This is a genomic window from Escherichia sp. E3659 (assembly GCF_005781135.1).
Lineage (GTDB): Bacteria > Pseudomonadota > Gammaproteobacteria > Enterobacterales > Enterobacteriaceae > Escherichia.
In genome coordinates this window covers 350767-376286 of sequence record NZ_VATQ01000006.1, presented here as the reverse complement: position 1 = coordinate 376286, position 25520 = coordinate 350767, and the positions used below count along the sequence as shown (strand labels likewise).

Annotated in this window: 35 protein-coding genes, 2 tRNA genes and 5 pseudogenes; 7 read left to right on the top strand and 35 right to left on the bottom strand. The window is 47.0% G+C overall.

The genetic code is table 11. The features are described from left to right. Position 1: 1 nt before the first annotated feature. The 34 genes and pseudogenes from FEK47_RS07275 to FEK47_RS07120 all read right to left on the bottom strand — a co-directional run bounded on the left by FEK47_RS07275 (position 2) and on the right by FEK47_RS07120 (position 19246). A complete protein-coding gene (locus FEK47_RS07275) occupies positions 2-1303 on the bottom strand; it encodes a terminase family protein (RefSeq protein WP_135486148.1) in 1302 nt (433 codons plus the stop codon). Next, positions 1284-2378, bottom strand: coding sequence for a terminase small subunit (locus tag FEK47_RS07270; RefSeq protein WP_135486149.1), 1095 nt, complete (start codon positions 2376-2378; stop codon positions 1284-1286). Before FEK47_RS07270 ends, FEK47_RS07275 begins: the two co-directional genes overlap by 20 nt. A 3-nt stretch (positions 2379-2381) precedes the next feature. Continuing rightward, a complete protein-coding gene (locus FEK47_RS07265) occupies positions 2382-2591 on the bottom strand; it encodes a hypothetical protein (RefSeq protein WP_000126790.1) in 210 nt (69 codons plus the stop codon). Continuing rightward, positions 2569-3501, bottom strand: a complete 933-nt coding sequence (locus tag FEK47_RS07260) for a hypothetical protein (protein ID WP_135486150.1) — start codon at positions 3499-3501, stop codon at positions 2569-2571. The genes FEK47_RS07265 and FEK47_RS07260 overlap by 23 nt, the downstream gene beginning before the upstream one ends. Continuing rightward, complete coding sequence (locus tag FEK47_RS25660; protein WP_135486151.1) at positions 3494-4282, bottom strand: ParB/Srx family N-terminal domain-containing protein; 789 nt, start codon at positions 4280-4282, stop codon at positions 3494-3496. The genes FEK47_RS07260 and FEK47_RS25660 overlap by 8 nt, the downstream gene beginning before the upstream one ends. Positions 4283-4686: 404 nt before the next feature. Continuing rightward, the gene (locus tag FEK47_RS25095) at positions 4687-4842 is read right to left on the bottom strand and encodes a hypothetical protein (protein ID WP_167854630.1); all 156 of its coding nucleotides are present in this window, start codon (positions 4840-4842) and stop codon (positions 4687-4689) included. Positions 4843-4873: 31 nt separating this feature from the next. Next, a complete protein-coding gene (locus FEK47_RS25365) occupies positions 4874-5008 on the bottom strand; it encodes a hypothetical protein (RefSeq protein ID WP_001284011.1) in 135 nt (44 codons plus the stop codon). A gap of 22 nt (positions 5009-5030) precedes the next feature. Further along, positions 5031-5213 carry a hypothetical protein gene (locus tag FEK47_RS07245; protein WP_135486152.1) on the bottom strand — a complete coding sequence of 61 codons (183 nt, stop codon included), beginning with the start codon at positions 5211-5213 and terminating at the stop codon, positions 5031-5033. Between the two features lie 140 nt (positions 5214-5353). Beyond that, entirely contained in the window at positions 5354-5899 is a 546-nt protein-coding gene (locus FEK47_RS07240) for a glycosyl hydrolase 108 family protein (RefSeq protein WP_135486153.1), read from the bottom strand. Position 5900: 1 nt separating this feature from the next. Beyond that, positions 5901-6179 (bottom strand): phage holin family protein, encoded by a 279-nt coding sequence (locus FEK47_RS07235; RefSeq protein ID WP_135486154.1) that lies wholly within the window; start codon positions 6177-6179, stop codon positions 5901-5903. Continuing rightward, positions 6172-6561, bottom strand: coding sequence for a putative holin (locus tag FEK47_RS07230; RefSeq protein WP_135409916.1), 390 nt, complete (start codon positions 6559-6561; stop codon positions 6172-6174). Before FEK47_RS07230 ends, FEK47_RS07235 begins: the two co-directional genes overlap by 8 nt. 841 nt (positions 6562-7402) lie before the next feature. Then, positions 7403-7480 (bottom strand): annotated as a pseudogene (locus tag FEK47_RS25220) (tellurite/colicin resistance protein); the annotation flags it as partial. A gap of 824 nt (positions 7481-8304) precedes the next feature. Beyond that, positions 8305-8379: transfer RNA gene (locus FEK47_RS07225), tRNA-Gly, on the bottom strand. A 3-nt stretch (positions 8380-8382) separates the two neighbouring features. Beyond that, positions 8383-8458, bottom strand: a tRNA-Thr gene (locus FEK47_RS07220). A 320-nt stretch (positions 8459-8778) separates the two neighbouring features. Beyond that, a complete protein-coding gene (locus FEK47_RS07215; protein WP_138183149.1) occupies positions 8779-9330 on the bottom strand; it encodes a DUF1133 family protein in 552 nt (183 codons plus the stop codon). Then, entirely contained in the window at positions 9327-9617 is a 291-nt protein-coding gene (locus FEK47_RS07210; protein ID WP_000774471.1) for a DUF1364 domain-containing protein, read from the bottom strand. The genes FEK47_RS07215 and FEK47_RS07210 overlap by 4 nt, the downstream gene beginning before the upstream one ends. Continuing rightward, positions 9617-10216 (bottom strand): DUF1367 family protein, encoded by a 600-nt coding sequence (locus FEK47_RS07205; protein WP_000940346.1) that lies wholly within the window; start codon positions 10214-10216, stop codon positions 9617-9619. Before FEK47_RS07205 ends, FEK47_RS07210 begins: the two co-directional genes overlap by 1 nt. 38 nt (positions 10217-10254) lie before the next feature. Beyond that, positions 10255-10543 (bottom strand): annotated as a pseudogene (locus FEK47_RS07200) (hypothetical protein). A gap of 272 nt (positions 10544-10815) precedes the next feature. Further along, the gene (locus FEK47_RS07195; RefSeq protein ID WP_000481765.1) at positions 10816-11937 is read right to left on the bottom strand and encodes an XRE family transcriptional regulator; all 1122 of its coding nucleotides are present in this window, start codon (positions 11935-11937) and stop codon (positions 10816-10818) included. A gap of 10 nt (positions 11938-11947) precedes the next feature. Then, the gene (locus FEK47_RS07190) at positions 11948-12541 is read right to left on the bottom strand and encodes a hypothetical protein (protein ID WP_089552105.1); all 594 of its coding nucleotides are present in this window, start codon (positions 12539-12541) and stop codon (positions 11948-11950) included. Between the two features lie 170 nt (positions 12542-12711). Further along, entirely contained in the window at positions 12712-12867 is a 156-nt protein-coding gene (gene hokD / locus FEK47_RS07185) for a type I toxin-antitoxin system toxin HokD (protein ID WP_000813254.1), read from the bottom strand. Between the two features lie 267 nt (positions 12868-13134). Next, a pseudogene (locus FEK47_RS07175) lies at positions 13135-13383 on the bottom strand (DUF551 domain-containing protein); the annotation flags it as partial. After that, positions 13381-13569: pseudogene (locus FEK47_RS25215) on the bottom strand (hypothetical protein); the annotation flags it as partial. The pseudogenes FEK47_RS25215 and FEK47_RS07175, both read right to left, overlap by 3 nt. Position 13570: 1 nt before the next feature. Next, positions 13571-14089 carry a DUF551 domain-containing protein gene (locus tag FEK47_RS07170; protein WP_135486156.1) on the bottom strand — a complete coding sequence of 173 codons (519 nt, stop codon included), beginning with the start codon at positions 14087-14089 and terminating at the stop codon, positions 13571-13573. 1 nt (position 14090) lies between these two features. Beyond that, positions 14091-14309, bottom strand: a complete 219-nt coding sequence (locus FEK47_RS07165) for a DUF4014 family protein (RefSeq protein WP_135486157.1) — start codon at positions 14307-14309, stop codon at positions 14091-14093. Positions 14310-14495: 186 nt separating this feature from the next. After that, positions 14496-14654 carry a hypothetical protein gene (locus tag FEK47_RS25085; protein WP_167854631.1) on the bottom strand — a complete coding sequence of 53 codons (159 nt, stop codon included), beginning with the start codon at positions 14652-14654 and terminating at the stop codon, positions 14496-14498. Between the two features lie 266 nt (positions 14655-14920). Further along, a pseudogene (locus tag FEK47_RS25205) lies at positions 14921-15184 on the bottom strand (DUF551 domain-containing protein); the annotation flags it as partial. Between the two features lie 97 nt (positions 15185-15281). Then, a complete protein-coding gene (locus tag FEK47_RS07150; RefSeq protein WP_135486160.1) occupies positions 15282-15860 on the bottom strand; it encodes an ead/Ea22-like family protein in 579 nt (192 codons plus the stop codon). After that, on the bottom strand, positions 15857-16279 hold the full coding sequence (locus FEK47_RS07145; RefSeq protein WP_135486161.1) for a DUF977 family protein: 423 nt from the start codon (positions 16277-16279) through the stop codon (positions 15857-15859). Before FEK47_RS07145 ends, FEK47_RS07150 begins: the two co-directional genes overlap by 4 nt. A gap of 15 nt (positions 16280-16294) precedes the next feature. Next, complete coding sequence (locus FEK47_RS07140) at positions 16295-17047, bottom strand: DUF1627 domain-containing protein (protein WP_135486162.1); 753 nt, start codon at positions 17045-17047, stop codon at positions 16295-16297. A gap of 34 nt (positions 17048-17081) precedes the next feature. Continuing rightward, on the bottom strand, positions 17082-17543 hold the full coding sequence (locus FEK47_RS07135; RefSeq protein WP_240727672.1) for a replication protein P: 462 nt from the start codon (positions 17541-17543) through the stop codon (positions 17082-17084). Next, positions 17536-18600, bottom strand: a complete 1065-nt coding sequence (locus FEK47_RS07130) for a DUF1376 domain-containing protein (protein ID WP_135486163.1) — start codon at positions 18598-18600, stop codon at positions 17536-17538. The genes FEK47_RS07135 and FEK47_RS07130 overlap by 8 nt, the downstream gene beginning before the upstream one ends. A 12-nt stretch (positions 18601-18612) precedes the next feature. Continuing rightward, positions 18613-19035, bottom strand: a complete 423-nt coding sequence (locus FEK47_RS07125; protein ID WP_135486164.1) for a toxin YdaT family protein — start codon at positions 19033-19035, stop codon at positions 18613-18615. Continuing rightward, positions 19019-19246 (bottom strand): Cro/CI family transcriptional regulator, encoded by a 228-nt coding sequence (locus FEK47_RS07120; protein WP_001602384.1) that lies wholly within the window; start codon positions 19244-19246, stop codon positions 19019-19021. The genes FEK47_RS07125 and FEK47_RS07120 overlap by 17 nt, the downstream gene beginning before the upstream one ends. Before the next feature lie 80 nt (positions 19247-19326). Here FEK47_RS07120 and FEK47_RS07115 point away from each other — a divergent pair, with 80 nt between their 5' ends. Then, positions 19327-19734 carry a helix-turn-helix domain-containing protein gene (locus FEK47_RS07115; RefSeq protein ID WP_000381212.1) on the top strand — a complete coding sequence of 136 codons (408 nt, stop codon included), beginning with the start codon at positions 19327-19329 and terminating at the stop codon, positions 19732-19734. 308 nt (positions 19735-20042) lie between these two features. Continuing rightward, positions 20043-20198: a DUF1391 family protein gene (locus FEK47_RS07105; RefSeq protein WP_135486167.1), complete on the top strand. Its 156-nt coding sequence runs from the start codon at positions 20043-20045 to the stop codon at positions 20196-20198. Here FEK47_RS07105 and FEK47_RS07100 read toward each other — a convergent pair. Further along, positions 20195-20683 (bottom strand): superinfection exclusion B family protein, encoded by a 489-nt coding sequence (locus tag FEK47_RS07100; RefSeq protein WP_135486336.1) that lies wholly within the window; start codon positions 20681-20683, stop codon positions 20195-20197. The two genes, FEK47_RS07105 and FEK47_RS07100, sit on opposite strands and share 4 nt — an antisense overlap. Before the next feature lie 443 nt (positions 20684-21126). Between FEK47_RS07100 and FEK47_RS07095 the strand changes: the two genes are divergently transcribed. The 5 genes from FEK47_RS07095 to recE all read left to right on the top strand — a co-directional run bounded on the left by FEK47_RS07095 (position 21127) and on the right by recE (position 25509). Further along, entirely contained in the window at positions 21127-21399 is a 273-nt protein-coding gene (locus tag FEK47_RS07095) for a hypothetical protein (RefSeq protein ID WP_001156287.1), read from the top strand. A 148-nt stretch (positions 21400-21547) separates the two neighbouring features. Next, on the top strand, positions 21548-21784 hold the full coding sequence (locus FEK47_RS07085) for a DUF1482 family protein (protein ID WP_135486168.1): 237 nt from the start codon (positions 21548-21550) through the stop codon (positions 21782-21784). Continuing rightward, the gene (locus tag FEK47_RS07080) at positions 21750-21914 is read left to right on the top strand and encodes an Rtr1/RPAP2 family protein phosphatase (RefSeq protein ID WP_240727674.1); all 165 of its coding nucleotides are present in this window, start codon (positions 21750-21752) and stop codon (positions 21912-21914) included. The genes FEK47_RS07085 and FEK47_RS07080 overlap by 35 nt, the downstream gene beginning before the upstream one ends. Before the next feature lie 74 nt (positions 21915-21988). Beyond that, a complete protein-coding gene (locus tag FEK47_RS07075; protein ID WP_138183152.1) occupies positions 21989-22264 on the top strand; it encodes a hypothetical protein in 276 nt (91 codons plus the stop codon). Between the two features lie 101 nt (positions 22265-22365). Next, positions 22366-25509, top strand: coding sequence for an exodeoxyribonuclease VIII (recE, locus tag FEK47_RS07070; RefSeq protein WP_135486170.1), 3144 nt, complete (start codon positions 22366-22368; stop codon positions 25507-25509). The last annotated feature ends 11 nt before the right edge of the window (positions 25510-25520 follow it).

The following is a 25520-nucleotide window of genomic DNA, read 5'->3' as shown; positions in this document are numbered from 1 at the left end:
ATTAAATCCGAAGTGATGTGACTCTTCCGGTCGGTTTGACAATAGGGAATTGCTTAACGATGAAATAACCTCCGGCATCATTCGGGTGATCGTTGCCAGATTTTTTATCAGGCTCCCCTTTATCATCCCAGACCTGTTGCTCCAGAGATTCGGCATATACCGGACAACGCTTCACATTAACTTTATAGCGACGCTCGCCATTGGCATTGCAGAACATTGCATTCATTGAGTTAACGCGATCTTTTACTGGCGGGTTCGAGTTGTTCACCACAACGTTAAAACCAGCCTGCTTAAGCTGAGCTATATCCGTCGTACTTGCGTTACTTGATTTTCTGGAATCTCCGGAAGCATCTGGATAAATATAAATCTCCCTCACTTTCCGATAATCATTCCCGTCATACAGCCAGAAGCGTTCTTTAATGATGCGAATCATATCCGGCGTATCGTAGGCATTGATGATTTCAGTTACCGCACATGGAAGACCCAAACGCAGCACATGGATGATCCCCGCCATCTTTCCAACGTTAAAATCCATCCCAATATAAATCGGCTCCCCTGGCTGCTCCACTTCTTCGCAATTATTCAGTTTCCGGTCAAACTGATGGTAAACCGTACCACTTGTCAGGTTAGTAAACTGTCCTCGAAGATAGGCTTTAATCAGCTCTGGAGGGTATGATTCAAGAAGCGAAGGAATGTAATCTGCTGGCAGGTTCTTTTCATTATCGAAAGTAGATGCCTGCACCAAACCATACAGTGAGGCCAGCTCTGTTTTTTCACGCACGGCTTTAACAAACTGCTCGTAGACAAATTTGAATCCTTCCGGCGTGGTTGTAACGTCAATACCGTTGCGAAGTCCATCAACCTTATAACGCATACGCGCAATTATCTTGCGCCACGCTGTTCTGGCTTTTTCCTTCGGCAAAATGTCCAGTTCATCCACCAGTGCATTACCAATTTTGAAACCGACGATCGTTTGCGGCTTCTCCATCGATCTGCAGATAGTGGTTCCCCGATACTGACGTCCGTAATAAAAATGAACCTCTTTATTTCCCTCATTAATTTTTACGTTCAATCCCCAGTCAGCAGCAACTTCTTCCACTGTAGGGTAAAAAATATCGCGAATTTGGGGATACGTTGGCGCAAAATATCCCTGATTTATACCTGGATGCTCCCAAATCCCTTTGCATATGCCGCCACACCCAACCCATGTTTTACCCGAGCCAAAACCAGCAATATAGGCTTTAAATTTATGGGGCATTGAAAGAAATCGCGCCTGAGGCACATTAAGCGTCGGAGAGATCATCTTCATCACTCCTTGCTCTTGCATCAACCACATTAATATTGATCGCCACAGGCTGGGGATGTTCATTATCTTCCACCGTTTCGATCTCTTTACGCAGCTTCTGGTTTTCCATTCTGCGCCGTTCAATTTCCAGTTCCTGTAGCCGCTTATCTGCACATAAAGCCCCGCCAGCAGAAAGCAAACGCAACAATTCACGCCGGGCGGCAGCTTTATCCTCCAGCAGGATCTCAACACCGAATTTTCCTAGCTTTGCCCCTGCATATAATTGCCGTGCATCCCCATCAAGCAGAGTGGTATCAGCCATATAAAGCTGCCCCGTTCCCTCACCGCAGCACTTCGGGCAGTCCGGATTGGGTATGGCGTTATCAACAAAGCCAAGCCCTCCATATTCCGGTTCGGGTTTGCCATCTCTGGAAGCCTGCGCCGCTGCCTTATCAAATTCTGCTATATCGCGCCACTGGTAGAGATGATTCTCGCCCCAGCAATAACGGCAGTTAACACGGCGAAATTGGGCAAGCTGATTGGGGTCGGCCTGGACAATGGACATCAACTGACTCACCAGTAAATCCAGGTCTGCGGTATAGCGTTTCTGGTACTGATTGCGGAAGTAGCTGATAGCACGAAAAACCTTAGGATTTCTTAGGAGCTGGCTGGCGGTTACGTAGGCCGCATTCCCCTCTGACTCGTATCCTGCCAGCCGATATGCCTCAACGAGTTTTTTCCCCTGGGCAACCAGCATTGCGAATTTCGCCTGCTGGTCTGAAATACCGAATTCATCGGGACAGAACGAAATTTCTTCCGCATCGCCCTCATTCAGGTACGCATCGGATACTGGCTTTTTTTCCTGAGATTTTCCGTTCCGCTTTTGTGCAGTCTGCGCAGATTTTTTCTGCGCACTTTTCTGCGCAGTTTTGCGCATTTCTGTCTGCGCATTTTTCGGAGGTTTTTTGATGTAACGACGGGCTGTTGCGTAATTCAGTCCCCTTGCTTCACACCATGCCACCGGAGATATACCGGAGCGGGTGTATTCAGCAATATACTCCTGCTGCAACGCCCCCCAGTCCGGTCTGCTCATCAGTTAGTCCTGATTCTTATCCACCCTGAGTAGTTCGCGCAGGGCAAAGGCATCCCCTTTTCTGGCGAGCTTAAACAATGCCGCCCGTAGCTCGGCCTCACCTTTCGCTCTGCCCTTACGGATGGACGCGTAAAAATTTGTCATTGCTTCCCGATTTTCTTTCAACCGGTTCAGATCAACATCCAGAACGTCAGCGATTTGTTGTGCAGTCATCCGGCACGCTGCCAGAGACTCGACTTTCGAATACGGAATCATTTGTCACCCCCATTGATATGCAGGGTGTCTTCTTCCTGTATTTTTCGTGAAGGATTTTTACTGCAGCGTTGTTCCAGGTGACCTGATGGTGAATGCGTTTATGGCTGGCGCCCATCAGTGAGATTTTTACGCACGACGGCGCATACATGACGGAGTAAAAACTTTTAACGTAGGTTCCGGAATCCAGATACAGCTCGGTCATTCCGCCGCTGTTTTTCTGCGTCTGTTTCTGCCCTAACTGGACAGCACCGATCGTCATAAACAATTCACCACGGCGACCAAGATTCGTGTACGTATTCACATCCTCGTTAATGCGCCCCATGAATGAGAACGGTCGTTCAACCGAACAGATAAAGCTGTTCATTGCCTTGCGTTTCACCCACGAAGCATGGCCGCCATTGTCACCAAGAAAATCCCCGCCCTGTGACATAGCGATGGAAAGCGCGGGTATTGATTCGTAATACGCCAGCATTTCAGAAAGGATCGCATCCAGTTTCCTTATCGGGAAATAGGCCTGGTCATAGTTGCGATCCACACGAAACTGGAACTCGTGATAATCATCATCGAGCTGAATGAAGTATTTACACCCGACCAGTTTTGCCAGGTCGAAACAGGCATTACGGGCGTAAAAAATTGAGCGGCGATCACCGAAATTATCGGCTTCGTCAAAACGACTGGCGATATCGGCTTTGGAAAACACCAGCACCTGTTCACCAAATTCAGCTATGTACTGATGCCGTGTCTTATCTTCATCATCAACAACGATAAAAATTTTCCCGGTATAGCCAGCACGACGCAACGTCCGGTAAGTCAGAACTTTGTCCGGTCGCCCGTGAGTCAGAATAAAGGCGCAAAAATCATCACGCATATTCCTTCTCCCCGCCATGCATGATCTCCACCATGTGCTGCGTCATCCGGACAAATCCATTTTCAATAGCCTGCTGGTAATCAATGATCACCAGCGCCGACTCCTCAAAAAGGCGCTGAATTTCAGCAGGAGCGTGAGCGTAATAGTCCGCAATTCTGCTGAAATTAAACACCGTGTGACGTTCTGCCGCACACAGGAGGAATTTTTCGATATCAGGCTCAAGGGACGCCGAACGTATCCGGCTGATCAGCTCCTGAGTTTTCGTATCGTCGTACAGTTCACTGATATCCGGTTTACCGCCCGACGGCTCATAAACAGGCGTATCAATTTTCGTCGTATAAGGCTCCTCCTCATTTCCTGTACCGGGCAAAACATCCGTCAACAGTTCATCAATTTCTGTCGGGCTGAATCCTGTCAGGGAAATATCAAAATCAGCATTGATTAGCTCCGACAGCTCCATCCGTAACAGATCTTCATCCCAGCCAGCATTCATCGGCAGGCGATTATCTGCCAGGCGGTACGCCTTTTTCTGATCATCCGTCAGACCAGACAGAACGATGACCGGAACGGAATCCATTTTGAGCACTTCAGCCGCCATAACGCGACCGTGACCAGCAATAATTTCGCCCTTTTCATCAATCAGCACCGGATTAGTCCAGCCGAATTGCTTAATGCTTTCTACCAGTTGTGCCACCTGCTCAGGGCTGTGTGTCCTGGCATTGTGTGCATACGGAGACAGTTCTTGTAACGGGCGATAGACGATCTTCAATTTCTCGCTCATACAGCCTCGCTTTATGAATAAAAAAGCCCGCTATCGGCCAGTGCGCTGGGTGCGCGGCGGGTGCCGATGACGAGCTTTGGCATTATCGCCCCCCCTCACCATGAAGGGCTGCTGTAATGCCTGTTACTCACGAATCAAACGAGTATGCTGACCGCTCATTTCAATGCGTAAGTATTGTGGCTTGCCGTCAATCAATGCGGTGATTAACTTGTCACCAGTAGGTTTCCACATAATTTTCTCCTGTTTTAATGCCCCTTGCCGCCCGGGCAGTTGATCAAAGTTCATCTTGATTCGGCAAGATTTAGAATGAATAAGATAAAATTGGCACACGCAGCAGAATTTCATGCTTTCCGTACGCTGGCGCACCCATCATTTTCAGCAAAATATTCTGCTCTTAAAGGCGATCAGTTCTGCATACACTGCCGAACACCGTCGACAATTTCACAGACCTGAGAAGCTGTATCGAAAAGCTGGCGCGCCTTATCCAGGCTGACGCATCCCACCAATAAAAAAGGCACCAGTATCGCTACCAGTACCCATTTCGCCGCCGTTCGTGGCATTCTGTGTGTCCAGTGCTTCCGCTTCATCTCGCTATCCACCAATCAACCCGGATAAGCTCAATACTCGCCAGGCGGTGGAAATGAAAATAGCAACCAACATTGCTGAAAATGAAAGACCAACAACCACACAGAGAATCCGCGCCAGTTTTATAATGCTGTCTGACATATTTACCCCTTAATTCCCCCACTCACGATTTCAGCGCAACGATCAATTTTGCCAGCCCATACAGCATCGGAGACACAGCGATACCGACAGCCACCCACTTAATGGCAAAAGCCACCGCTCTGCTGATGTCATCAGTTACAGGCGCTTTCAATTCAAGGCCGTTTTTCATAGTCAACCTCAACAGAACTAGTTTATACTTCCTCATGTTTTCCTTTGCCTTACCCAAGGCCAGAAACAGAAAACCCCGGACTGTTACCGCAGCCGGGGTTTTTGCTTTTCGGTAAATCTAATACCTCTCCGACCACAAAGAGGATTTACCGTTTTCACTGCAAACAGGAATAAACGTTACAAACCAACACGTTCTTTCATCCAGCCGTAGACAAACGACTCGTTGGCCTCCCGTTTCTCTGCCAGCTCCAGATAGCGGTCACCCTGCGTACAGTTCAGTGCGGTCAGCATTACCCGTTCGCCTTCCCTGCCACGATTTTTCAGATATGCCCGTAACGCATTAATAGTTCGTGGGCCGATACGTCCGTCTGCATCCATATCCGGATACAGTTTCCCGCGCAGGTTGAAAACGTTCAGCCAGCGTTGAAGCATTCTGGACGCCACAGTTGGTCCCATGTTCACGCCCGTGTCGCACAGCTCTGCAGCAATATCCGGCGACAGGTTCGCAATCTGGTCAAAACGTGGGCCGTACCAGTAATCCGCCTCGAGTATTTCCAGCGCCTGCCCGCGCGTCAGGTCACGCATATCGCCCTGATATCCGTGCACCCTGGCGACTTTTTCCGTAATGCCCCATTTGGTCGGACCACCTTTATCATCCGGATGGTTGACGTAACCGCCCTCTTTTCCCAGAACCTCGTCAAAAATTTCATCTTTCGACTTCATTTCAGTACCTTCGTAATGCAAGGATTTTTGAAACATTCCCACGTGCACGTATCACCAGCACGCAGAACAGCAGATTAAAAAACACCACCAGCCAGTTCGCCGCTAACAGACGACCACACAGATAGCTGAGTGGCGCAAGGGCATAAAGCAGCATCAGCAGCCAAGCCAGCCATGACATCAGCGGTTTATGTCTGGAGTCATGACGACGATAAAAAAAAAGCGTCAGCACGATAACCGTGCATAACGCTACATTCAGCAATCCAGAAAAGTTATTAGGCATTGCCGCCTCCTCCACCCCGCAGGCGGGAGAACAGGCCGGACACCAGTGATGCGATATCCTGCTGGTGGATGAACGACAGAATCTTCACCGACACCACTGACACCAGCACTGCACACAATGCGTCGACAGGCGCTCCGTCAAACCCTGTATGCTTTACCAGCCAGGATGCCAGAACCTCTGCACCCAGCACGCCGATAATGAACGACACCAGAAAATGCGCCGCCACACGCCACGCTGAAAGCGCCTGCGGTATCGTTGCCACAAATAACGCCCCGGCGAACGCACCAAACACAATCCCGAAATCCGTTCCGGTAAACAGCCCGAATACCGTCGCCCCGCCGAGCGCCGCAGCCGTGCCGGAACCGGATAAGGGTTCAGACATACTTTTTTCTCCTGTAAATAAAAAAGGCCACCAGCGGCCCGTAAAAAACAACATCCCATCGTAGGAATCCGCAAATGCCTTTTGTGTGACATAGTCTGATATGAAAAGCGAAGAATTAATGTACGGAAATAAGGATTACCAGAAATTCAGATTAATTTTCCTGTTTAAACGAGAAAAATTAATTTATATACTTTTTGCACTTCCCGAGCGGGAGGTGGAAAGGAAATTCGTTATGTTTCACGGACTTTGTCCAGCGACCTTAATCCGACGGTCGCGTTTTTTTTGCGTCATATTCATCGTTGACTTACATGGCATTGCCACACGGACATTATCAGTGTCCGTGTATTTTTTTGAATTCAACACAAAAAAAACCGCCTGGTGCGGCGGTTGAACAATGCTGAAGATGAATCATTTTTATTGTAGTGAAATTGAGATGTTGTGGACTTCCCTGAATATCTGACTTTATGCCAGACATTGTGGTTACAGAAACACAATGTAAACCACCCTCATACCGGGGAACATCTCTTTGGTGTTATTTACAACACCGGAATGATGCATTTCCGACTCTCCAAAGAAACACAATATTTCTACCGAAAATACACCATTCCGCTATTGTAAAATAACAGCGCAAACCACTGACTAGCCAATTACAAATCGGTGTTCCTGTTTCCTGAGCAATGTTTACTCTTCATATGAGTTCTTGTCGGGGAATAAAACCACTCACCCGGAAGACAGACGTATAATAACAAGGAATAAAATCACTTCAACTGTAATAATCTGAAAAATGATTCTTGCCACATGAAAACACCCACCAACCGTCCATTACCACAAATAAAAAAGCCTTCACCGCGTCGCGGTTTTCCATTTTCTTTACTTCTACAATAGCCTTACGGGTTTTCTTTTTGAAAATCACAAACATCGTGACTTTTCCTTTTAGTGGGTGAACCTCTGCCCGGGGTGCCCAACCCACAGAGAAAGTCACACTGACCATCCCGTAAGCTCACCCCTGAAAGGTTCTGTGGTCTTTGATCCGCGCCGGGCGTAGCGCAAAGAATGAAATAAGCCTTATCTGAAATTAAGGTTAATCTAAGGATTTAAACCATTCTAAATGCTTAGTAGTATAAACATGCCTCTTGAAAGAGGCAGATACTAATCCTTCTTCATGGACCTTGTCCCGCGGCTTTAATCCGACAGCCGCGTTTTTTTTGCCTGTATATTACCATATGATGCAAATATAAAAGGCTCACCGAAGCGAACCTGATTCAAGCGTACTTGCTGCTACAACAGGGTTATAATACCCCAACCACATAACGCCATGTGTTCTTTTCTAATGAGTTGGTGATAATTTTATACAAGCAAAAAAAAACCGCCTGTTAAGGCGGTGGTCAAATCATGAAGAGTATTATTATAATATAGGTGAGGTGTCGGGTGCCTCCCGAAATATCTGACATTCCATCAGATACTGTAGTTTCCCCGCTAAACAACCACTAAAACCACCCCCGCACATGGGGTTCACCTCATTTTGTGATGTTAACAACATCGGGATAGTGCATAATCAGCCCCAGCTAGGAAATATCAAAAATCCCACTAATAATGCACTATTCCGATAGTGTCAAAAAAACACAGCACTGAAACTATAACTGGTCTCCGTTATAATTCGGGGGAGCGATAAAGGAGTATACGAGACCTTTCCCCGCGAGAAAAAACGCCAGTGCTGAAAAACCTGTGCCTCATTTGTTTTGCTGGAGCGGGTAGCGGGAATCGAACCCGCGTCATCAGCTTGGAAGGCTGAGGTAATAGCCATTATACGATACCCGCATATGGTGCCGACTACCGGAATCGAACTGGTGACCTACTGATTACAAGTCAGTTGCTCTACCTACTGAGCTAAATCGGCATTATTTCCTCAGACGGGAATATATCGCAACCATTCCCCCTGAAGAACTGCGGCAAATAATACGTTTAAATAATAAAACTGCAATACACCATAACGTCAAGTTTTGTAAAGTTATTTTTAGGTTTCTATTTTGTCAACTTTTTATATAAATTTAAAAACAGTCATAAATGTACGCAAAATATATTTTATACAACAATTTAATCGCGCGTTTTTTAATCAGGCTTCAGAAATAAAAAAACCCGCCAGTGGCGGGTTTTTAAGTTCACGTTTCTGGTTAACCTCGCGATACAGCTTGCGAAGCGTAACTGAATTGAAGCAGTTTATTGCTCACTTTGCAATAGTTTTTTTTGTGCCGTGAACATTGGTTTATAAAGCATAAATTCAGCAATCATCAGCCATTGATCGATACGACGTCGACAGGTAATTAATGTCCAGTCAGGATGATTTTCATTTAACTGCTCTGCCATTTTCAGTTTGCTCATTCCCCGCCCTTCATATCGTTGTCGGAGGATGCTAATTAATCCCGGATACTCGACCAGCACTTCGCTAATTACCCGATCAATACATAACGCCTCGGCATCAGTACAATGAGACAACCAGCTTTTCTGCTTACCGTCGAGCATTTCCCGCAAAAATGCCTCCAGTTCCGTCTTATCAATTCCCGCTTTTTTCATCCTGCGCAGAGCTTCATTGATGGCTGTTTTCGTCAATTTTTTGGATGCCAGCAACTGGTTAAACATATTCCCCGTCTTACCGCCGCCAATATACGACCAGCGCCCCCACATGCGCAGTTTTCCCTGAATCCAGACACTTTCCAGCGTGGTGAGACGAAGGTGTTCCCCGCTTTTTCCTGTATTTGTTGGGTAAATCATAAATAACCTTCCTTTCTCCAGATTTCTTGTGTGCGAAAAACACCTTCTGCATGCATCAGGCGTAATTCTTCTTTGGTGTAATCGCTGGTTTTTACTCTCCCGTCGATTAAATCGTGGCATGAGCTACAGGCAATTGCAGCCTGCATATCGTGTGGCTTTGTCGCTGTTCCACACGTCCCCGCCAGTCTGTAATGCGCCAGCACGGAAGTTTCGGGATTGTGATTGCAGTACCCAGGAATTCTGACCTGACACATCTGGCCCCGCGCCGCTTTACGTAAATCTGCCATCACGCAAACTCCAGCAGCTGTGCAGTCACATTTTCGACTTGTTCCGGAGAGGAAAATTTACGGAACAGAATCCAGTTCCACAGCACATTCAGTACAGATTTATAAACCTGCTGAAACTCGGTTTCGTCCATATTTGCAAACGCGATGGATTTCGCCCGACGCCCGCGGCTACCGTCCGGATAAAAATGCTCAGTGTAAAATCCGGCCTGAATGGTTACCCATTCACGGAAGGCGTCAAATGACTTGAGTAATGCCGTATCCTGGGTTCTGCGTGTCGCAACTGTATTCAGATATTGCTCTGCGGCTTCGCTCAGGGCTGGCGTATGTTCCCTGCCTACCGAGTCACACAGGTAATCAACGAAACCTGACACCAGTGTTCGTTCGCGAGGCGTGATCGCCCCACCGACCGGAGTCCAGTAATCGAATCCGAGTTGCAGGAGTTTGAAAAAACGCTTGTGGAATGCGTAGTTACGAACACGCTTAAAGTCAGCGTGTATCCACTCGCCTATTTTTATTTGATGCAGAAAATCGCAACTCTCCGGCGTCGCCGGGAGAAGTAAACCAGAAGAAGTTTGTTTGACCAGTTGTATATGTGCCATCGGTTTTCTCCGGTGGCACGGTGTTACTCAGCAGGGGGTCAACCCTGTGCTGAATTGTAGATGAATTCACTCAGTCTCAAAAGCAAAAAATCCAGCCTTAAGTCCTATCTCTTTCAAAGCCTGTAATGATGTGACAAATTCATCTTCACGTAAAATAAAACCGTCCACCATAAGTCCATCCACAAAATAAATTAACACAGCACCGTTCTTCCTTTGCTGGGATTGTAAACATTTAATGCGGCAGTGACTGACAATAGTTCCATTCTCAACGCGCACAGCATAGAGGCCATTTTCACTAAACAATTCATGCAATTCTTCGATTTTCATCTTCAGAATCCTTCCAGATAAATAGCTCTCCCCTTTTCAGGGTCCATCCATCTTCTCCCTGCGCGCTACTCAAAACGGATGAATTCTAATTAATCTTTATTTCGAAGCAATCGCAAACGATAAAGACAAAAATAAAAACAAATACGACAAATACGACAAATACAATAATATCGAAAATTAACTAACCATTCGGACAACAAGGCAATATAATTTCAGCTAAAATTATTAATCCCTTATTCATGAAAAACAAAACCCGCCGAAGCGGGTTATGCCTAGTGAATTTTGCCTCTAAGAGTTCGGTAAGATTGTAGTGAAACAACATCACCACTTCCTGGCAGTTCATGAACCGCAGGAAGATCATCTCCAACTAACTCATAAAAAATGTCCACTTCTATATCCATTTCATCAGCTATACGCTGTGGGTCGTATCCTAACTCTTCAAATAAAAACGATAAAGCCCGACGGAATAACTCAGGACGCTCATGAGGGATTAGATAATCTTCTTTTTCATCAATAGCTTCCCCTTTCCGTTTCAACCCCATAAATGCAGTTCTGTACTGCTCATCAGTCAAAAGTCCTAATTGATGAGCCCTGTAAACAATGGCAGCCTTACTTACTTTCCATGTCAACTTAAATTGGCTTAGTCCCTGCCAATTTATCCTCCCCCCCACAGGTCTTGGAAAATATTTCGCCATCGACGTTCTGGGAAGCAACAGAGCAGAGGCAAAACGGTTTGCCTGGGATTCAGTTAATCTATCACCAGTAGAAATTCCTTCATGAAGAATCAAATGGGCAACCTCATGAGCAATATCAAAGCGTTGCCTACAAGGTGAATTTTTAGCTGTATTTCGAACAATAAAAGGCCTTCGTAGAGGAACAGACAGTGCATCTACTTCATCCGAAACGGAGTCAAATGAAGTAACAAACGCCCCAAGTTTCTCGGCCAGGCGAGTCATATTTTCAATTGGGCCAAAGCCTAAGCCCCACTCAATACGACATTTTTCTGCCGCTCGCTCGATATCTTCTTGTGTATGGACACGAAATTCAGGAAATCGAACAGGTGACAAATTAAGATTATCTTCAAATACATCAATAAAACGACGATAAAACTCAGCCTTAGCGAGTGTTGATAGCTTCGTTGACATCCTTGTCGAGGCGCGTTTACGAAAATGTACAATCTCTTCATTAACAGGAGAATGTTCCTGCCCTTCGAAAAAGGCGGGCTTCACGCGCAAAACCTCGGCTAATTTATTTATAAGCTCTGGGGATGGAGTAGCTGAACCAGACTCCAGTCGCTGTACATACTGGCGTGTTTTTTCAACCTTCTCAGCAACCTGCTCCAGAGATAGCTCGTGATACAGACGAGCAAGTCTTAAATTAGTACCGTTAAACACATTTCACCCACTATTTGCTATTTTGTTTCTTTTCCTTCTCAGTCTTAGACGCACTGATAGGTTCTAGTTCGATAGGTACCGGTGCTGGAGGTACATCATCGACAGAGTTCAGCATAACAACACGGTCCGCACCATATGTCCAAGTTGACACGATCTCACCAAACACGTTATAGCCATTAAAAATGACTTTACCACCCTCGCCTTCAAATTCAGGCTTTTCAACCACAAAGCGATGCATAGTTGGAGTGGTCTCCTCTGACTCAAAGAGTCGATCAGCATCGTTTCTTTTGAAAAAACCGCGTTTCTTGGGATTATCTGCGTCATCAGTAAAGAAACGAATAGGGACATTCCCAATTGAAAACGTAAGATCCATGCCAGGATTAAGTAGTCTTAACCAGTCATATGTCTTTCGTACGCACATTTGTAGCAACGCCTGCCGCTGACGCCCAAATGTACAACCACCACGAGTGTAATTATCATCATAGGGCGATGACAATAACTCATGAGTAATATCCTGTATCCTGAGCAACTCCTCAGCTATTATGGTTAAACGATCCTCTGTTAACTCAGGAAAGAACTCCCAAGGGAATGGATGGTTCTGCATAGACACATCTCCGTCTAATCCGTGCAAAAAACGACTTTTGTCAACCAAGATATTGGTGCATATTCATAATTTTGTCAACCAATAAAAAACCCGCCGAAGCGGGTTAAGCGCGGGTGCGTTGAGGATGCCTGACACATCAGAGGTGGCGGGGGTTTACCCCGCCTGGTCTCTTACTCCTCAGGTTCGTAAGCTGTGAAGACAGCGACCTCCGTCTGGCCGGTTCGGATTCGTACCTCGCAGAGGTCTTTCCTCGTTACCAGTGCCGTCACTATGACGGTTAAACAGATGACGATCAGGGCGATTAACATCGCCTTTTGCTGCTTCATAGCCTGCTTCTCCTTGACCTTTCGGTCCGTAAGAGGCAATCTATATGTGACGAGCATATAGGGGCCTCACTTCGATTTATAGTCGGGTGGGGCTTTTCTCTATCTGCCTTTGGTAGCATGCCCGAGGCAGATAGCCTCAAGCACCCGCAGCAATTCTACTTAACTATCTTTTTCCCGCAAATCGTTTTTATCCCCAGCGGCAAATCGAATACACCATCAGCGCCACCGCCATTGCAATTCCTACCGTTGTGAATGCTTCAGGCCAACTCATTGATTCACCTCCTGCGGCGGTTCTGGTAGCGGCATCCAGTGGGTTACATTGCGGCTCTGTGTTTCGAAGAACTCCTCACCATTGCGGACAACATCAAAAAACTCACTGTCTCGATATTGCGCATAAAGAACGAATGCGCCATCACATAAAATAATTACGTGCTGACCATCATCTGGCATTCGCTCACTACAGCTTATCCAAGCATCCGGAGCTACCGGGTAGTTGCCCAATAGCTCGTTCAACTTCACCTTAATCTCCACATTTCTCAGCTTTAGCACTATTGGTAGGTCTGACTTTCCGGTTAATGCTAATGCGAGATTTTCTGGAGTAATGAGAGCAGTTATTGTTTTCCCCATTGCCAGACGAATAATCATTCGTATCTCTCGATCGTCACATGCTCCCGGTCGAACAATTGATATTTGTCCATTCATATCAATCTCCTTTTCCATGAAACAGGTGCTCACGACTGGATTTCCAGAATATCCATGCCAGATCAACATTCGGGTCCTGGTAATTCATCCCTTCGTTGGCACGAAGCAATAATGTTTCATGGTTTTTATCACCCGCATGAAACCTGACAAGTGCTTCGAACTGTTCGCGACCATCATCTGGCATTCGCTCACTACAGCTTATCCAACCATCCGGAGTTACCGAAATTGGCGGCGCGGCATATAGCTTACGGGTCTGAACACCTGCCCCCTGACATTTCTCTTCCTCAACAAATCCTTCGTAAACGCATTCTCCGCAATCTTCCCATTCTCCCCATTCATCATATTCTGCATCCCACTGGCGATACTGATATGCCACTGGCTCTGCTTCCAACGATGCCAGCGCAATACGAAACACATTGGCAAGCAGGCTGTTTGAAGATTGGTTATCGTGCGCCGCATCGCTCAGAAAGCCAGTGATGAATGATTTAATCTCTGCGCTTTCTCTGGTAATAGTTGCCATATCAGTTTTCCTTATACGGATTAATTTTATTGTGCAGTGTGTTGAACGAGGCCCATACCACGTCGTTATACAATTCAATAACTGGCTCAATTATTTTCCCGATTCCCCATACCAGAATTAACGGGGATATCGGTATCATCAACACGATAAACAGAATGAGAAACAGGAATTCTGTTGTTCGACTTCTTCGCGGATAATTTTTCCTGAATAGTGTAGGCATATCACGCTCCTTTAGTGCGGAAGTGATTTTTCCAGCGGTTTTGCTCTGCGCTGGGCTTTTTGCAACAGCTGTGACCCATCACCCCGCAACACCCCGTCAATCTCACTCGTCTGTTACTAATCCTCAACCATCGCCAGCCCCCAACACCGTTTCTGCGAGCTAACAGAATTTTTGCTTTACGGTTTTTCATCGTTTTGCTCTCCTGCGTTTCTTTGCTGCACGGCGTGCCGCTGCAATACCGGTATGGCGCTTTGGTGCCGGAATAATATTGTCAGCCATCATGACATGCGGCATAACTGTTAAGGCAGCCCCATGAAACCAGACCAGATAAGGCGACATCAGCATTACTTCCCCCTATTATCCTGAAGCATGGCTTCGCGGCAGGCATTCCAGCCATCAACATAATCAAACGTATTGCTATCGTCTGGCTCGATTTCATCCGGCACTATCAGTGCTGGCTGGACGGTGGCATTGGCAAAGGCAGCACGCAACCCGGTTTTAATTTCTTCGATTTCATCAGAGCCAAGCGATGAGTCAGAAAGCGCATGGTGAAATGCGTAAGCCATGTCGTCGTTTACTACAACCGGCTCTGCTTCCAGCGATACTACCGGTCTATCAGGTAGCACTGGCGGGGCGGCGAATAGTGGTTTAGGTGATATCTCCGCACGTTTTGCATATGCTTCAACTGTGTCAGGATTAAACAGGATTATGTTTTCTCCGCATACCCACGCTATCGGTTCTGCTTCCAGCGATGCCAGTGCAATTTTGAATAACTCGCCCTCTACCCGTGCCATCCCTGAATTGGGGTGGCATTTCGCAATCGCTATTTTTAATTTGGCTTCTTCGATTAATTGCTCTTTGGTTAATTCTGTCATTTTTCATTACCGCCCTTTCGGACGGACTCCTGATGTATTGAGGTTGCAGGAATCCCTCCGGTTAAGGATTAAATTTTATTTACAGTACTAAATTTAATTATTCTGGAGCGCGAAGCTGTTCCACACAATGCAGCAGCGCATCCGTTGCTTCATTAAGCGTTACGGTATCGGCATCATCCAGCCCTGCAACTTTTGCGTGCCTGACAAACGCCGCGCAAAGGTCGTTAAACGCCCACGCCCGTACTTCAGCCAGAAAAACATCGGTGGCCGGAGTGGGCTTTTGTGGTGATATAGCAATACGAATTGTTTCAAGCCCCGATTTTGTTTTCATTGCTGGCACTTTGATATGCCCAAGTTGCACCGCATTCATAATGAACCTGCGACGGTCATCACATATCGCCTTCAGCCCAGCATTCTCCGCTGCCAGAGCCATGCATTCTTTCTCAAGTCGGAAAATTTCCGTCACGTATTTGGCGTTTTCACCGCCCTTGATTAACTCGTTAATTCGTTTGCTTTTAATTTCCAGCTCATCCAGTAACGCAAGCACAAGGTGTGGCGTTATCAAGGACTCAAATTCGGCAACAGCTTGCTCACCTCGCTTGTAATTCTTAATCCCACCTAAATCTCTCGCGTTCTGTGCCGCATCACGCAGTGCCTGATAATTAATTTTGCTCACAAAAGCACCTCCTGAAAATTACCCTGATAGAACGCCAGTACACGCTGCATAGCTTCGCTTTTCCGACACTCGCGACAGATTATGTTCAGACGCCTGTCGTAGCGGCGTATTTCTCCATCTTGTAACGACCGGATAAGACCCGGATCAACCACAGCTGTTTTCTTCACCTTTGCCCTTGATAGTTTTTTGCGGGCGTTTTGCCAGTCCTTACGAGCCTGTTCTGACGGGAATAACCCGTAGCCAGAGTTATATACATCGCCACTGGCAACCAGCTCTCTGGCGAGAACACTCATCAGATATCTTGTCGCACCTGTCTTGGCTTCCAGTTGCCGTAACGTCTCGCGCCCACTCTGGCGCACGAGTTCAACAACCTGCCCCTTAATTTTTTCCCGCTCTTCTTGTGTAAATACTTTTGCCATAAGCGCCTCCGGCAATCACTTGTCCGACACAATACGACTGGAGGAATAGACAATCTGTCGAACAATATCCCGGTGCTTGTTCAGTTCCCGCAGCGCGGCGCAGACACGCTCCCACTTCTGGACATGATTTTTCGCCCGACGCAGTTCGCGATTTGCCATATGCAGCGATGGCAAAACCAGGTCATCCGCTTGTGTTTCGGTGTACGATGGCAACGACTGCACAATGTCCGCTACAGTTTCTGTTTTAATATCTTCCTGTGTTGCAGCTTCCTGCACCGGTAACGCAACACCTGCTGGTTGAGGAAAGGCTTTACCATGGGTTTCCGCTATCGATTTAACTTTCGGCTCTGCTGGTAAATTACCGCCCGGCATGCAGTAACGAAATTTACCGTTCTGATTAACGCGAATCAGACGACCTTTGCTGATTGCCATTGCCAGCGTTGAAGCCACTTTGCGGGATGTTGTACCGAACAGCGTAGCCAGTTCATCCGCCGTTTGTGGGCCACGTTGTTCAATCGTCGAAGTTAAATCGCTCTCCGAAATTTTCGTCACTGTTGCCGTAGTGGTTTCTTCCGGCAGTGCTGGCTGTTCCTGCTGAACGTTGTTATCAGCCACACGCCAGGTGTATACGCTTTTATCAACGAAGCCAGCCTTTTTCAGTTCCCACAGCTCGTTCAGCACTTCTTCACGACTGATATCAAGTCGCGCTGCCAGTTCTACCGACGTGGCTTTTCCCATTGCTTTCAGTGCGTCAAAAACGGTCTCCATTAAAATTTCCTCCCGGTAAAAATTACTTCTCAACTCAAACAAAACCAGCCGCTTTCCGGCGTTCGTATTCCTGTTTCAGCAACTCAATTGGAGTTGGCCCCGACGGGCGTTCTGGTGCAGCCAGTTGCCGCCGGACTGGCGGAACACTGAGGCCGTCACCAACTTGTTTTGCCCATTTCGCCAGTTGCCGTTCTGCAAGTCCTTTTAACTCCCCTTCGGTCATCTGACGCTCAATCCCTTTTGCCCGCATCTCGAGGCAAATGTGATACAGCACAGGCTGAGACCACGGGTATTTATCGCTTCCGTCGTATCGCCAGGACTCGTTGCGCCAGCGTCGGTACTCCTCCATCACGGCATCCACAGTCAAACCAAACGGATTTGCCCCACTTTCCGAAATCAACGCCACAAACTCTGCCAGGTCAGGAGGCCATGTTTCACCCGCCCGACAACGCTCCATGCACTGGCGGCAGACCTGCCGGATTTGCTGCTCAGTCATCGCGCCAATCTGTGCAATCCAGAGCTTCGAAGGTGCGGCCCCGTTCTTCTGAGTCCAGCGGTTCGAATAAACCTCCCCCATGAGTTCCCACAGCTTCCACGCCGTTTCCGTCGCTGATAAATCCGTTTTCACGTTCCCACTGTTCACGTGCTGCCCGAATCTCCCGAACTGCCCGTGATGCGGTGCCACCTGGTGCTGCTGCATGGCTCACCCCCTTGCTGACTGGTTTAACCTGCGCCCTGACGTGATTTACGTGACGGGCGAATTTCTGCTCCCACTGAATCTGCGTGAAAACTTTCCCCTCCGCTGCCCAGTAGTCCCGGAAGGCGGCAAGTTCAGCAGGTGTAAATTCCGGCTCTGGCAGAGCCACTCCCCACAGTGCAGCCCGCCGTCGAAAATCCGGCGACGGATGCCAGCCATCGGTCATCTGAAATTTCCCGATGGGTTCAATCAGGCCGTCAAGATATTCGGGTTCCGTTGTCTGCGATGGCGTACCGTTCGATTCACTTGTCGGAGTACTCTCGCGTACGCGCGCGTTATGTGTGGGGTTTAATTCTTTTAGATCTGTATCTTTATTAGTTGCTTTTGTGTTGGCATCATGTTCAAACACCACTCCAACATATGTTTGAACACCTGTTAAATTTCTCTCTTGTTTTGTTTGAGCATCTGCTTCCTTTCTGCTTCTTCTGGCCTGAACAGATGCTTTTCCTGCGGCTGATTTTTTGGTTAACTTTTCCCTGACTGATGCCAGATCTTCTTCAATCCGAAGATGCACCCATTCGTCGCCGTTATCGCAAAAAAACTCCCGCAAGGATGGTTCAACATCAGCCCATCGCTCGTTAGTCAGACGGGCAATTTTTGCCAGCCTGTTTTTGGGTATTGGCTTTCCTGTTTGCCAGTAATTGAACATCAGCAACAAATACGCACCGTGTTCCTCTGCTGACAAATGCATGGTGTCAGCCAGGTAATCAGCTATGTACAGTTGCATGTATGGTAATGCGGCCATAATTGCCCCGTATGATGCTGCCCGGTGGCTTAGAATAAGCACAACCAGCATGGAAACTTTTGCTTAATGAACAATGACAGAATCGTCGGAAGACCCACCGCCGCTGAAATGCGCTTTCCGGTAAACGGCCTGAACTGCATCATCATGCGCATCAATTGCCGTACTCAACGCTTCCTGCGCCGCCAGTAATGCACGGCGTTCCAGGGTATCGAAGATGCAGAGTCGATGACGCAGTTCGCGCGGAAGAATTGCCAGAATTGCTGGGATCAGCTTCTGAATTTTTTCCCTTTGCGCTTTCGTTTCACCTTTTAACCAACGGTGATAGATGCTCTGCTGATTATTCCAGTCCTTGCCTGGTACCAAAGGCAATTCGCCGCCCCCCTGCCGCAGATATTCTTCAGTAATTGCGTTAGCGACCCACGCCTGCCCTTTTTCGGCTGCCAGGGCTAACAGCACTGATTCGATGTGCTCATGCCTGATTTTCATGAATCACCTTCCCAGGTCGTTTTGCCTTACGATATTCGTCATAAACTTTGGGGTCGTACTGAAGCTCCCCGCCAGATGCTTTTTGTAGGCGCATCGCGCGACCTTCGGGAACCAGTTCACCCCATGCAGCAACACTTGCCAGTTTCACTCCTGCGGCATTGGCAAGCTTTGTTTTGCTGCCAAAAAAAGTAATTGCATCAACTTTAAGCATCAAAGCCCCCTTTTGTTAGATATTTCTAACAGTAATGTGCGCGGGATATCTAAGTCAAGAAAAATTAGAATTACCTAACTATGGATACAAGAACCCTAGGCCAGCGAGTTCTGGCACGACGAAAAGAATTACGCCTAACACAACGAGAAGCTGCACGCCTCGCTGGGGTAGCTCACGTCACAATTTCGCAATGGGAAAGAGACGAAACCCAACCAGTCGGGAAGCGGTTGTTTGCTTTAGCGGATGCGCTGAAGTGCTCGCCTACATGGCTAATGTTTGGTGACGAAGACAAGGCACCAGTACCAGCACAAGAACTTCATGTGGAAACCGAGTTAACTCCCAACCACAAAGAATTGATCGAATTATTCGATGCTCTTCCATCCTCCGAGCAGGAAGCCTTGCTGTCTGAAATGCGCGCAAGAGTAGAGAATTTCAATAAACTCTTCGAAGAAATGCTTAAAGCGCGTAAAAACAAATCAATAAAATAACATCCTTTTCAGTTGCTTAGATTCTCCCACCCTTTTTGTTAGACTGATCTAACAAAAAACACTTGCCATATTTGTTAGGTTATTCTAAATTACTCTCCATCAAGACACCGCACGGTGTTCTCAGCAAACAGTTCCGCCACCCGGCGTTAAGGGGAGAGATAAGATGGAGCATTACGAAGTAGTTCAGTATTTGATGGATTGTTGCGGTATCACTTACAACCAAGCTGTACAGGCTCTACGCAGGAACGACTGGGATCTCTGGCAAGCTGAAGCCTCTATCCGCAGCAACAAGATGTAAGGTCAGCAAAATGCAAAAAATCGACCTCGGCAACAACGAATCTCTGGTATGTGGCGTGTTCCCAAACCATGACGGCACGTTCACCGCTATGACGTATACCAAAAGCAAAACGTTTAAAACCGAAGCTGGCGCGCGTCGATGGTTGGAGAAGCACACAGTAAGCTAACGATTAAAACGCCTACTCCTGCTGTTCCAGAATAACTTCATAAAGTGGGAGTATTTTTCGGTGACGAGATAATAAGAACAGTTTGCGCTATCACTCTGATGTTGAATGATGCCCTTCCGTTCTAATTTTTTCATAACCGGGTTACGGCAAGGAGAAGTGATAATAAGATTTCCTGTTTTAAGGAAATCTTTAAATACAGAGATTTCTTCCTCTGATAAACGAAGCAATACTCGTTGCTCTGGTAGCAATGAATAATGCTTTTGAATATGCGCTCGCAATCTTGAGAAGGAAATAGCGACCACGAAAGAAAAGGCAAAAGCGATAATCTGAAAGAGCCAGGGTATTTCAGTATAAGCATTGAATGCGACAGCAAACTCTTTCGGTATCAACCAGAGAGTGAGGCCGAAAATGATAATCGTGTACATAAGTCTTTCGAGTGGCTCGTTAGCAAAAAGTTTCAACAATGGAGTAAATACATCCAACATATCAATAACTCTCGACTGTAAGGGTATTGAAATGTTAACACAAGCTCTCGCTGTAGGGGTATAGCAGAGACCACCGAAGCCCGGAGGTGGTGAAATAAAACCGGGCGCAACACGAAGGCGCATTTCCGATATCCATAAAGAGTCGGTCTTGTCTGTTAAATTTAAATGGTTGGAGTGCGCCTCCGGTTGTGAATAACAACACTGCTGTGTGTAGTCTTGGCGGCATCAGTTTTTTCTTGAAGTTCGACTGATGTCCGCCCTTTTTAAAGTGAATTTTGTGATGCGGTGAATGCGGCTAAGCGGACGCGGCACAGTTAAAAGTCATGTTAGTCCTTATTGGTTTGGGTGGGAAAGCCGACTGTAATTGTTAACTGGTTGCAGTCACCTGGAGGCACCAGGCACCGCATCAACAAAGTTCATTTAGTAACCAGGAAGGGAATTATATGCAAGAGATAAGTTTTGAAGTAACAGCAAAAGATGTACAGGTTAAGCCCGATTACAATCAAAAATTATGTATTGAAGTCAATGGCGTGAAGTTATCAGACCTGATTGATTCAGTTGAAGATAACGACGCTATTATTGAAATGGTTGGAGCCGAAGAAATAGCAGAATATTTTTCAACAGAGGGGCGTCTTCATGAGCTTCTGGAAAAATTTTCATATCAGGATATCGCTACATTTCTGGAAATTAATGGTTATAAAGTTACCGAGGAATAAAGTAGCTCAGGTGGCGTTATGGAACGTAATCATCTAACAGCTATCAGTGCCGCACAGAGTAAATTCGCCATCGCTGTATTTTTACAGGATGAAGAAATGTTTGAGCAGGCCATTATTCAGTTTGCAATTGCGACCGGGAGTAAAATAAATGAACACTTTGTTCGCTCTTGTCATGACCGTTTTTCTGACATCAGGCGAAACTCAGGATGTTGTTACCGGAATTTATAACTCCGAACCTGAATGCAAGGCCGCAGCTATTGAGCAAAAAGTAGCTGGCGAATGTTTCCCTGTTGAGAAATTTATCCGGCCTGTAAATGAAGAAATTCCCGCAGGCCTCACAGGAGAAAATCATGAAAATAAAATGTGCTTACCACCTTTGCAATAAAGAAGTTGAAGAAAGCAAAACTATTACAAGACCACTTCATTTCATGCGTGGAGTTATCCCAACGACGGAAATGAAAAAATATTGTAGTGAAATCTGTGCCGAAAAAGACCAGATGGCACACGAACTTTAATTAACTGACTATTCGAAAATGAATTTATGCCAGCAATGGCAGGGATTCGCTCAACCTTAATTAAGGAGAAAAACATGATTACCAATTATGAAGTCACTGTTGTAACTACCGATGACATTGTTCACGAGGTTAATCTGGAAGGAAAGCGTATTGGCTACGTGATTAAAACAGGAAATAAAGAAACCCCATTCACTGTGGTTGATATCGACGGTCCATCAGGCAACGTAAAAACACTTGATGAAGGTGTCACAAAAATGTGCCTGGTTCACATCGGAAAGAATCTGCCCGCAGAAAAAAAAGCCGGATTTCTGGCAACTCTGATTGCAATGAAATTAAACGGTGAAATCTGAAAGAAATAGCCTGCGTATGGCGCAGGCTATGAACAGTGTGTATCCGGCAAGATCATTCACTGAACAAAACGAATTTTAATCTGAGTTGAGGTTAAAAAACAATGAGCACAAAACCACTTTTCCTGTTACGGAAAGCGAAAAAATCATCCGGTGAACCTGACGTCGTCCTCTGGGCAAGCGACGATTTTGAATCGACCTGTGCCACTCTGGACTACCTGCTCGTTAAGTCAGGTAAAAAACTGAGCAGCTATTTTAAACATGTTGCCACGAATTTTCCTGTCGTTAATGACCTTCCCCCTGAAGGTGAGATCGATTTTACCTGGAGTGAACGCTATCAACTCAGCAAAGACTCCATGACCTGGGAACTAAAACCAGGAACAGCGCCAGACGACGTTCACCATCAGGAGAATGCACCGGAAACCGAAGAACCGGCGGGAGGCCAGGAAGAAAACACACGGGCAGACGCTCACGGGGATTGCCAGGATTGCGAAGTATCTGTATCTACTTTGCGGTTCACACAGCGTCTTCTGCACATTTTTACCTATGCGGCCGGGGATCGGAAATACCTGCATCATGCCACCCGAGAACAACGCGAACACATTACTGCTCTTGAGATGGATCAGGAAAACAGCTATGTCCAGAATCTGCTGTTGGCCATACGCGGCATGGCAGAACCGACAACTCTGGATAATGCCGCCCTGCTCCGCCTGACTGATGCAATTAAGGCAGTTTTCTCTATCACGAAAAAACATCAGCCCTATGAATTTAAGAATTTCATTTCAGCCTGGCTGGATACCGAACACATTGATCGCGGTCTTCTGACAAAAGAATGGCAAAAAGGGAATCGTGTTTCACGCATCACTCGCACGGCTTCCGGTGCTAATGCTGGCGGCGGGAACCTCACCGATCGCGGCGAAGGTTTCGTCCATGATCTGACGTCACTGGCGCGCGATGTAGCCACTGGCGTACTGGCCCGTTCAATGGACGTGGACATCTATAACCTTCATCCGGCACACGCGAAACGCATTGAGGAAATTATCGCTGAAAATAAACCGCCCTTTTCTGTTTTCCGCGACAAATTCATCACCATGCCTGGCGGGCTGGATTATTCACGCGCCATCGTGGTTGCGTCCGTGAAAGAAGCACCAATTGGGATCGAGGTCATCCCCGCGCACGTCACTGAATATCTGAACAAAGTACTGACTGAAACCGATCATGCCAACCCTGATCCGGAAATCGTGGATATTGCCTGCGGTCGCTCCTCTGCCCCGATGCCGCAGCGTGTAACAGAAGAAGGAAAACAGGATGATGAAGAAAAACCACAACCAACTGGAACAACGGCAGATGAACAGGGAGAGGCTGAAACAATGGAACCGGACGCAACTGAACATCATCAGGACACGCAGCCGCTGGATGCTCAGTCACAGGTAAATTCTGTTGATGCGAAATATCAGGAACTGCGGGCAGAACTCCATGAAGCCCGGAAAAACATTCCATCAAAAAATCCTGTCGATGCCGATAAATTGCTTGCTGCATCACGTGGTGAATTTGTTGACGGAATTAGCGACCCGAACGATCCGAAATGGGTTAAGGGGATCCAGACTCGCGATTCTGTGTACCAGAACCAGCCAGAAACGGAACAAAACACGCCAGAAACTGAAAAAACCAGCCCGGATGTGAAACAACCAGAGCCAGTAGTGCAACAGGAACCGGAGAAAGTCTGCAATGTCTGTGGCAAGACTGGCGGGGATAACTGCCCTGACTGTGGTGCGGTGATGGGCGACGCAACATACCAGGAAACATTCGATGAAGAGAATCAGGTTGAAGCTAAGGAAAAAGATCCGGTGGAAATGGAAGGCGCTGAACATCCGCACAATGAGAATGCTGGCAGCGATCCGCATCGTGATTGCAGTGATGAAACTGGTGAAGCGTCAGCTCCTGTAGCAACTGAAATCATGTGGCCGTCATATTTCGAGCCTGGCCGCTATGAAAACCTCCCGAACGAGGTTTATCACTCCGCCAACGGAATAAGCAGCACGATGCTGAAGGATGCCCGTATCAGCCTGATGTATTACCACGGACGGCACATTACCGGAACTATTCCGAACGAGGAAAGTGATGCACTGCTGCGTGGGCGGATCATTCACAGCTATGTTCTGGAAACGGATAAATTCGCTGATGAATATGCCATTCCGGTACCGGTTCCTGAATATGTGGTTACTACTTCTAACGAACTGATCGCCATCATTAAAAAACACAATGCCAGTCTGCCAGCACTGATGACACCAGAGCAGATGAAAGAGTGGATCGAAAGCTACAACAGCACTCTTATACAGCCACTGTCTGTAAGTGCCGGGGCCGAAGAAACAGGCATCCTTTACGGTTCGCTTCCGGTGGAATTTCGGCGTATTCCTGAGGGGGAAAAACACACAGCATCAGCAATGAAAGCCTGTATTAAAGAATACAACGCAAGCCTCCCTCCTCTGTTGAAAACCAGTGGAGCACGGGAGCAGCTTCTGGATCAAATTGAAACTGTAGACCCAGAACTGGCAAAAAAAGAACGTGCTAAATCTTTGCCTTACAACATCAGTGGCACAAAAGAGCAATTAACCGAAATCGCACGGAAAATTCGCCCGGAACTGGTGACACTGGAGGACTGGCAAAAACGCCAGCAAGAAGAAAATGCCGGGAAAACGTTTATCAGTCCGGATATGTATGAACAGGCAAAAAATATTCACGCGGCACTGCAAAACAATACCGATGCAGCAAGGCTACTCAACCACCCGGATCGCAAATCTGAAATCAGCTATTTCGGGTTTGATGAAGAAACCGGGCTGGAAATCAGGGTCCGTCCTGATATCGAAATCCGGCTGCCATACGAAAGCATTTGCGCTGACGTGAAGTCAGTCAGCCTCGGTTATGTGCGACAGGAACGACTTAAAGATCGCCTGCACCGTGAAATTATTGAGCGTGATTATCACCTCAGCGCCGCAATGTATTGCGATGTGGCAAACCTGGACAAATTTTTCTGGATCTTCGTCAACAAAGATGCTGGCTATCACTGGGTGGCAGTCGTGGAAGCCTCGCAGGAACTCCTGGAACTTGGTCGACAGGAATATCGCCGGACGCTACGCCAGATAAACGAAGCCCTGGAGACAAACAACTGGCCAGCACCGATTACCGAAAGTTATACCGACGAATTAAACGACTTTGATCTTCGTCGTCTTGAAGCACTGAGCATCTGAGGAAGGACACA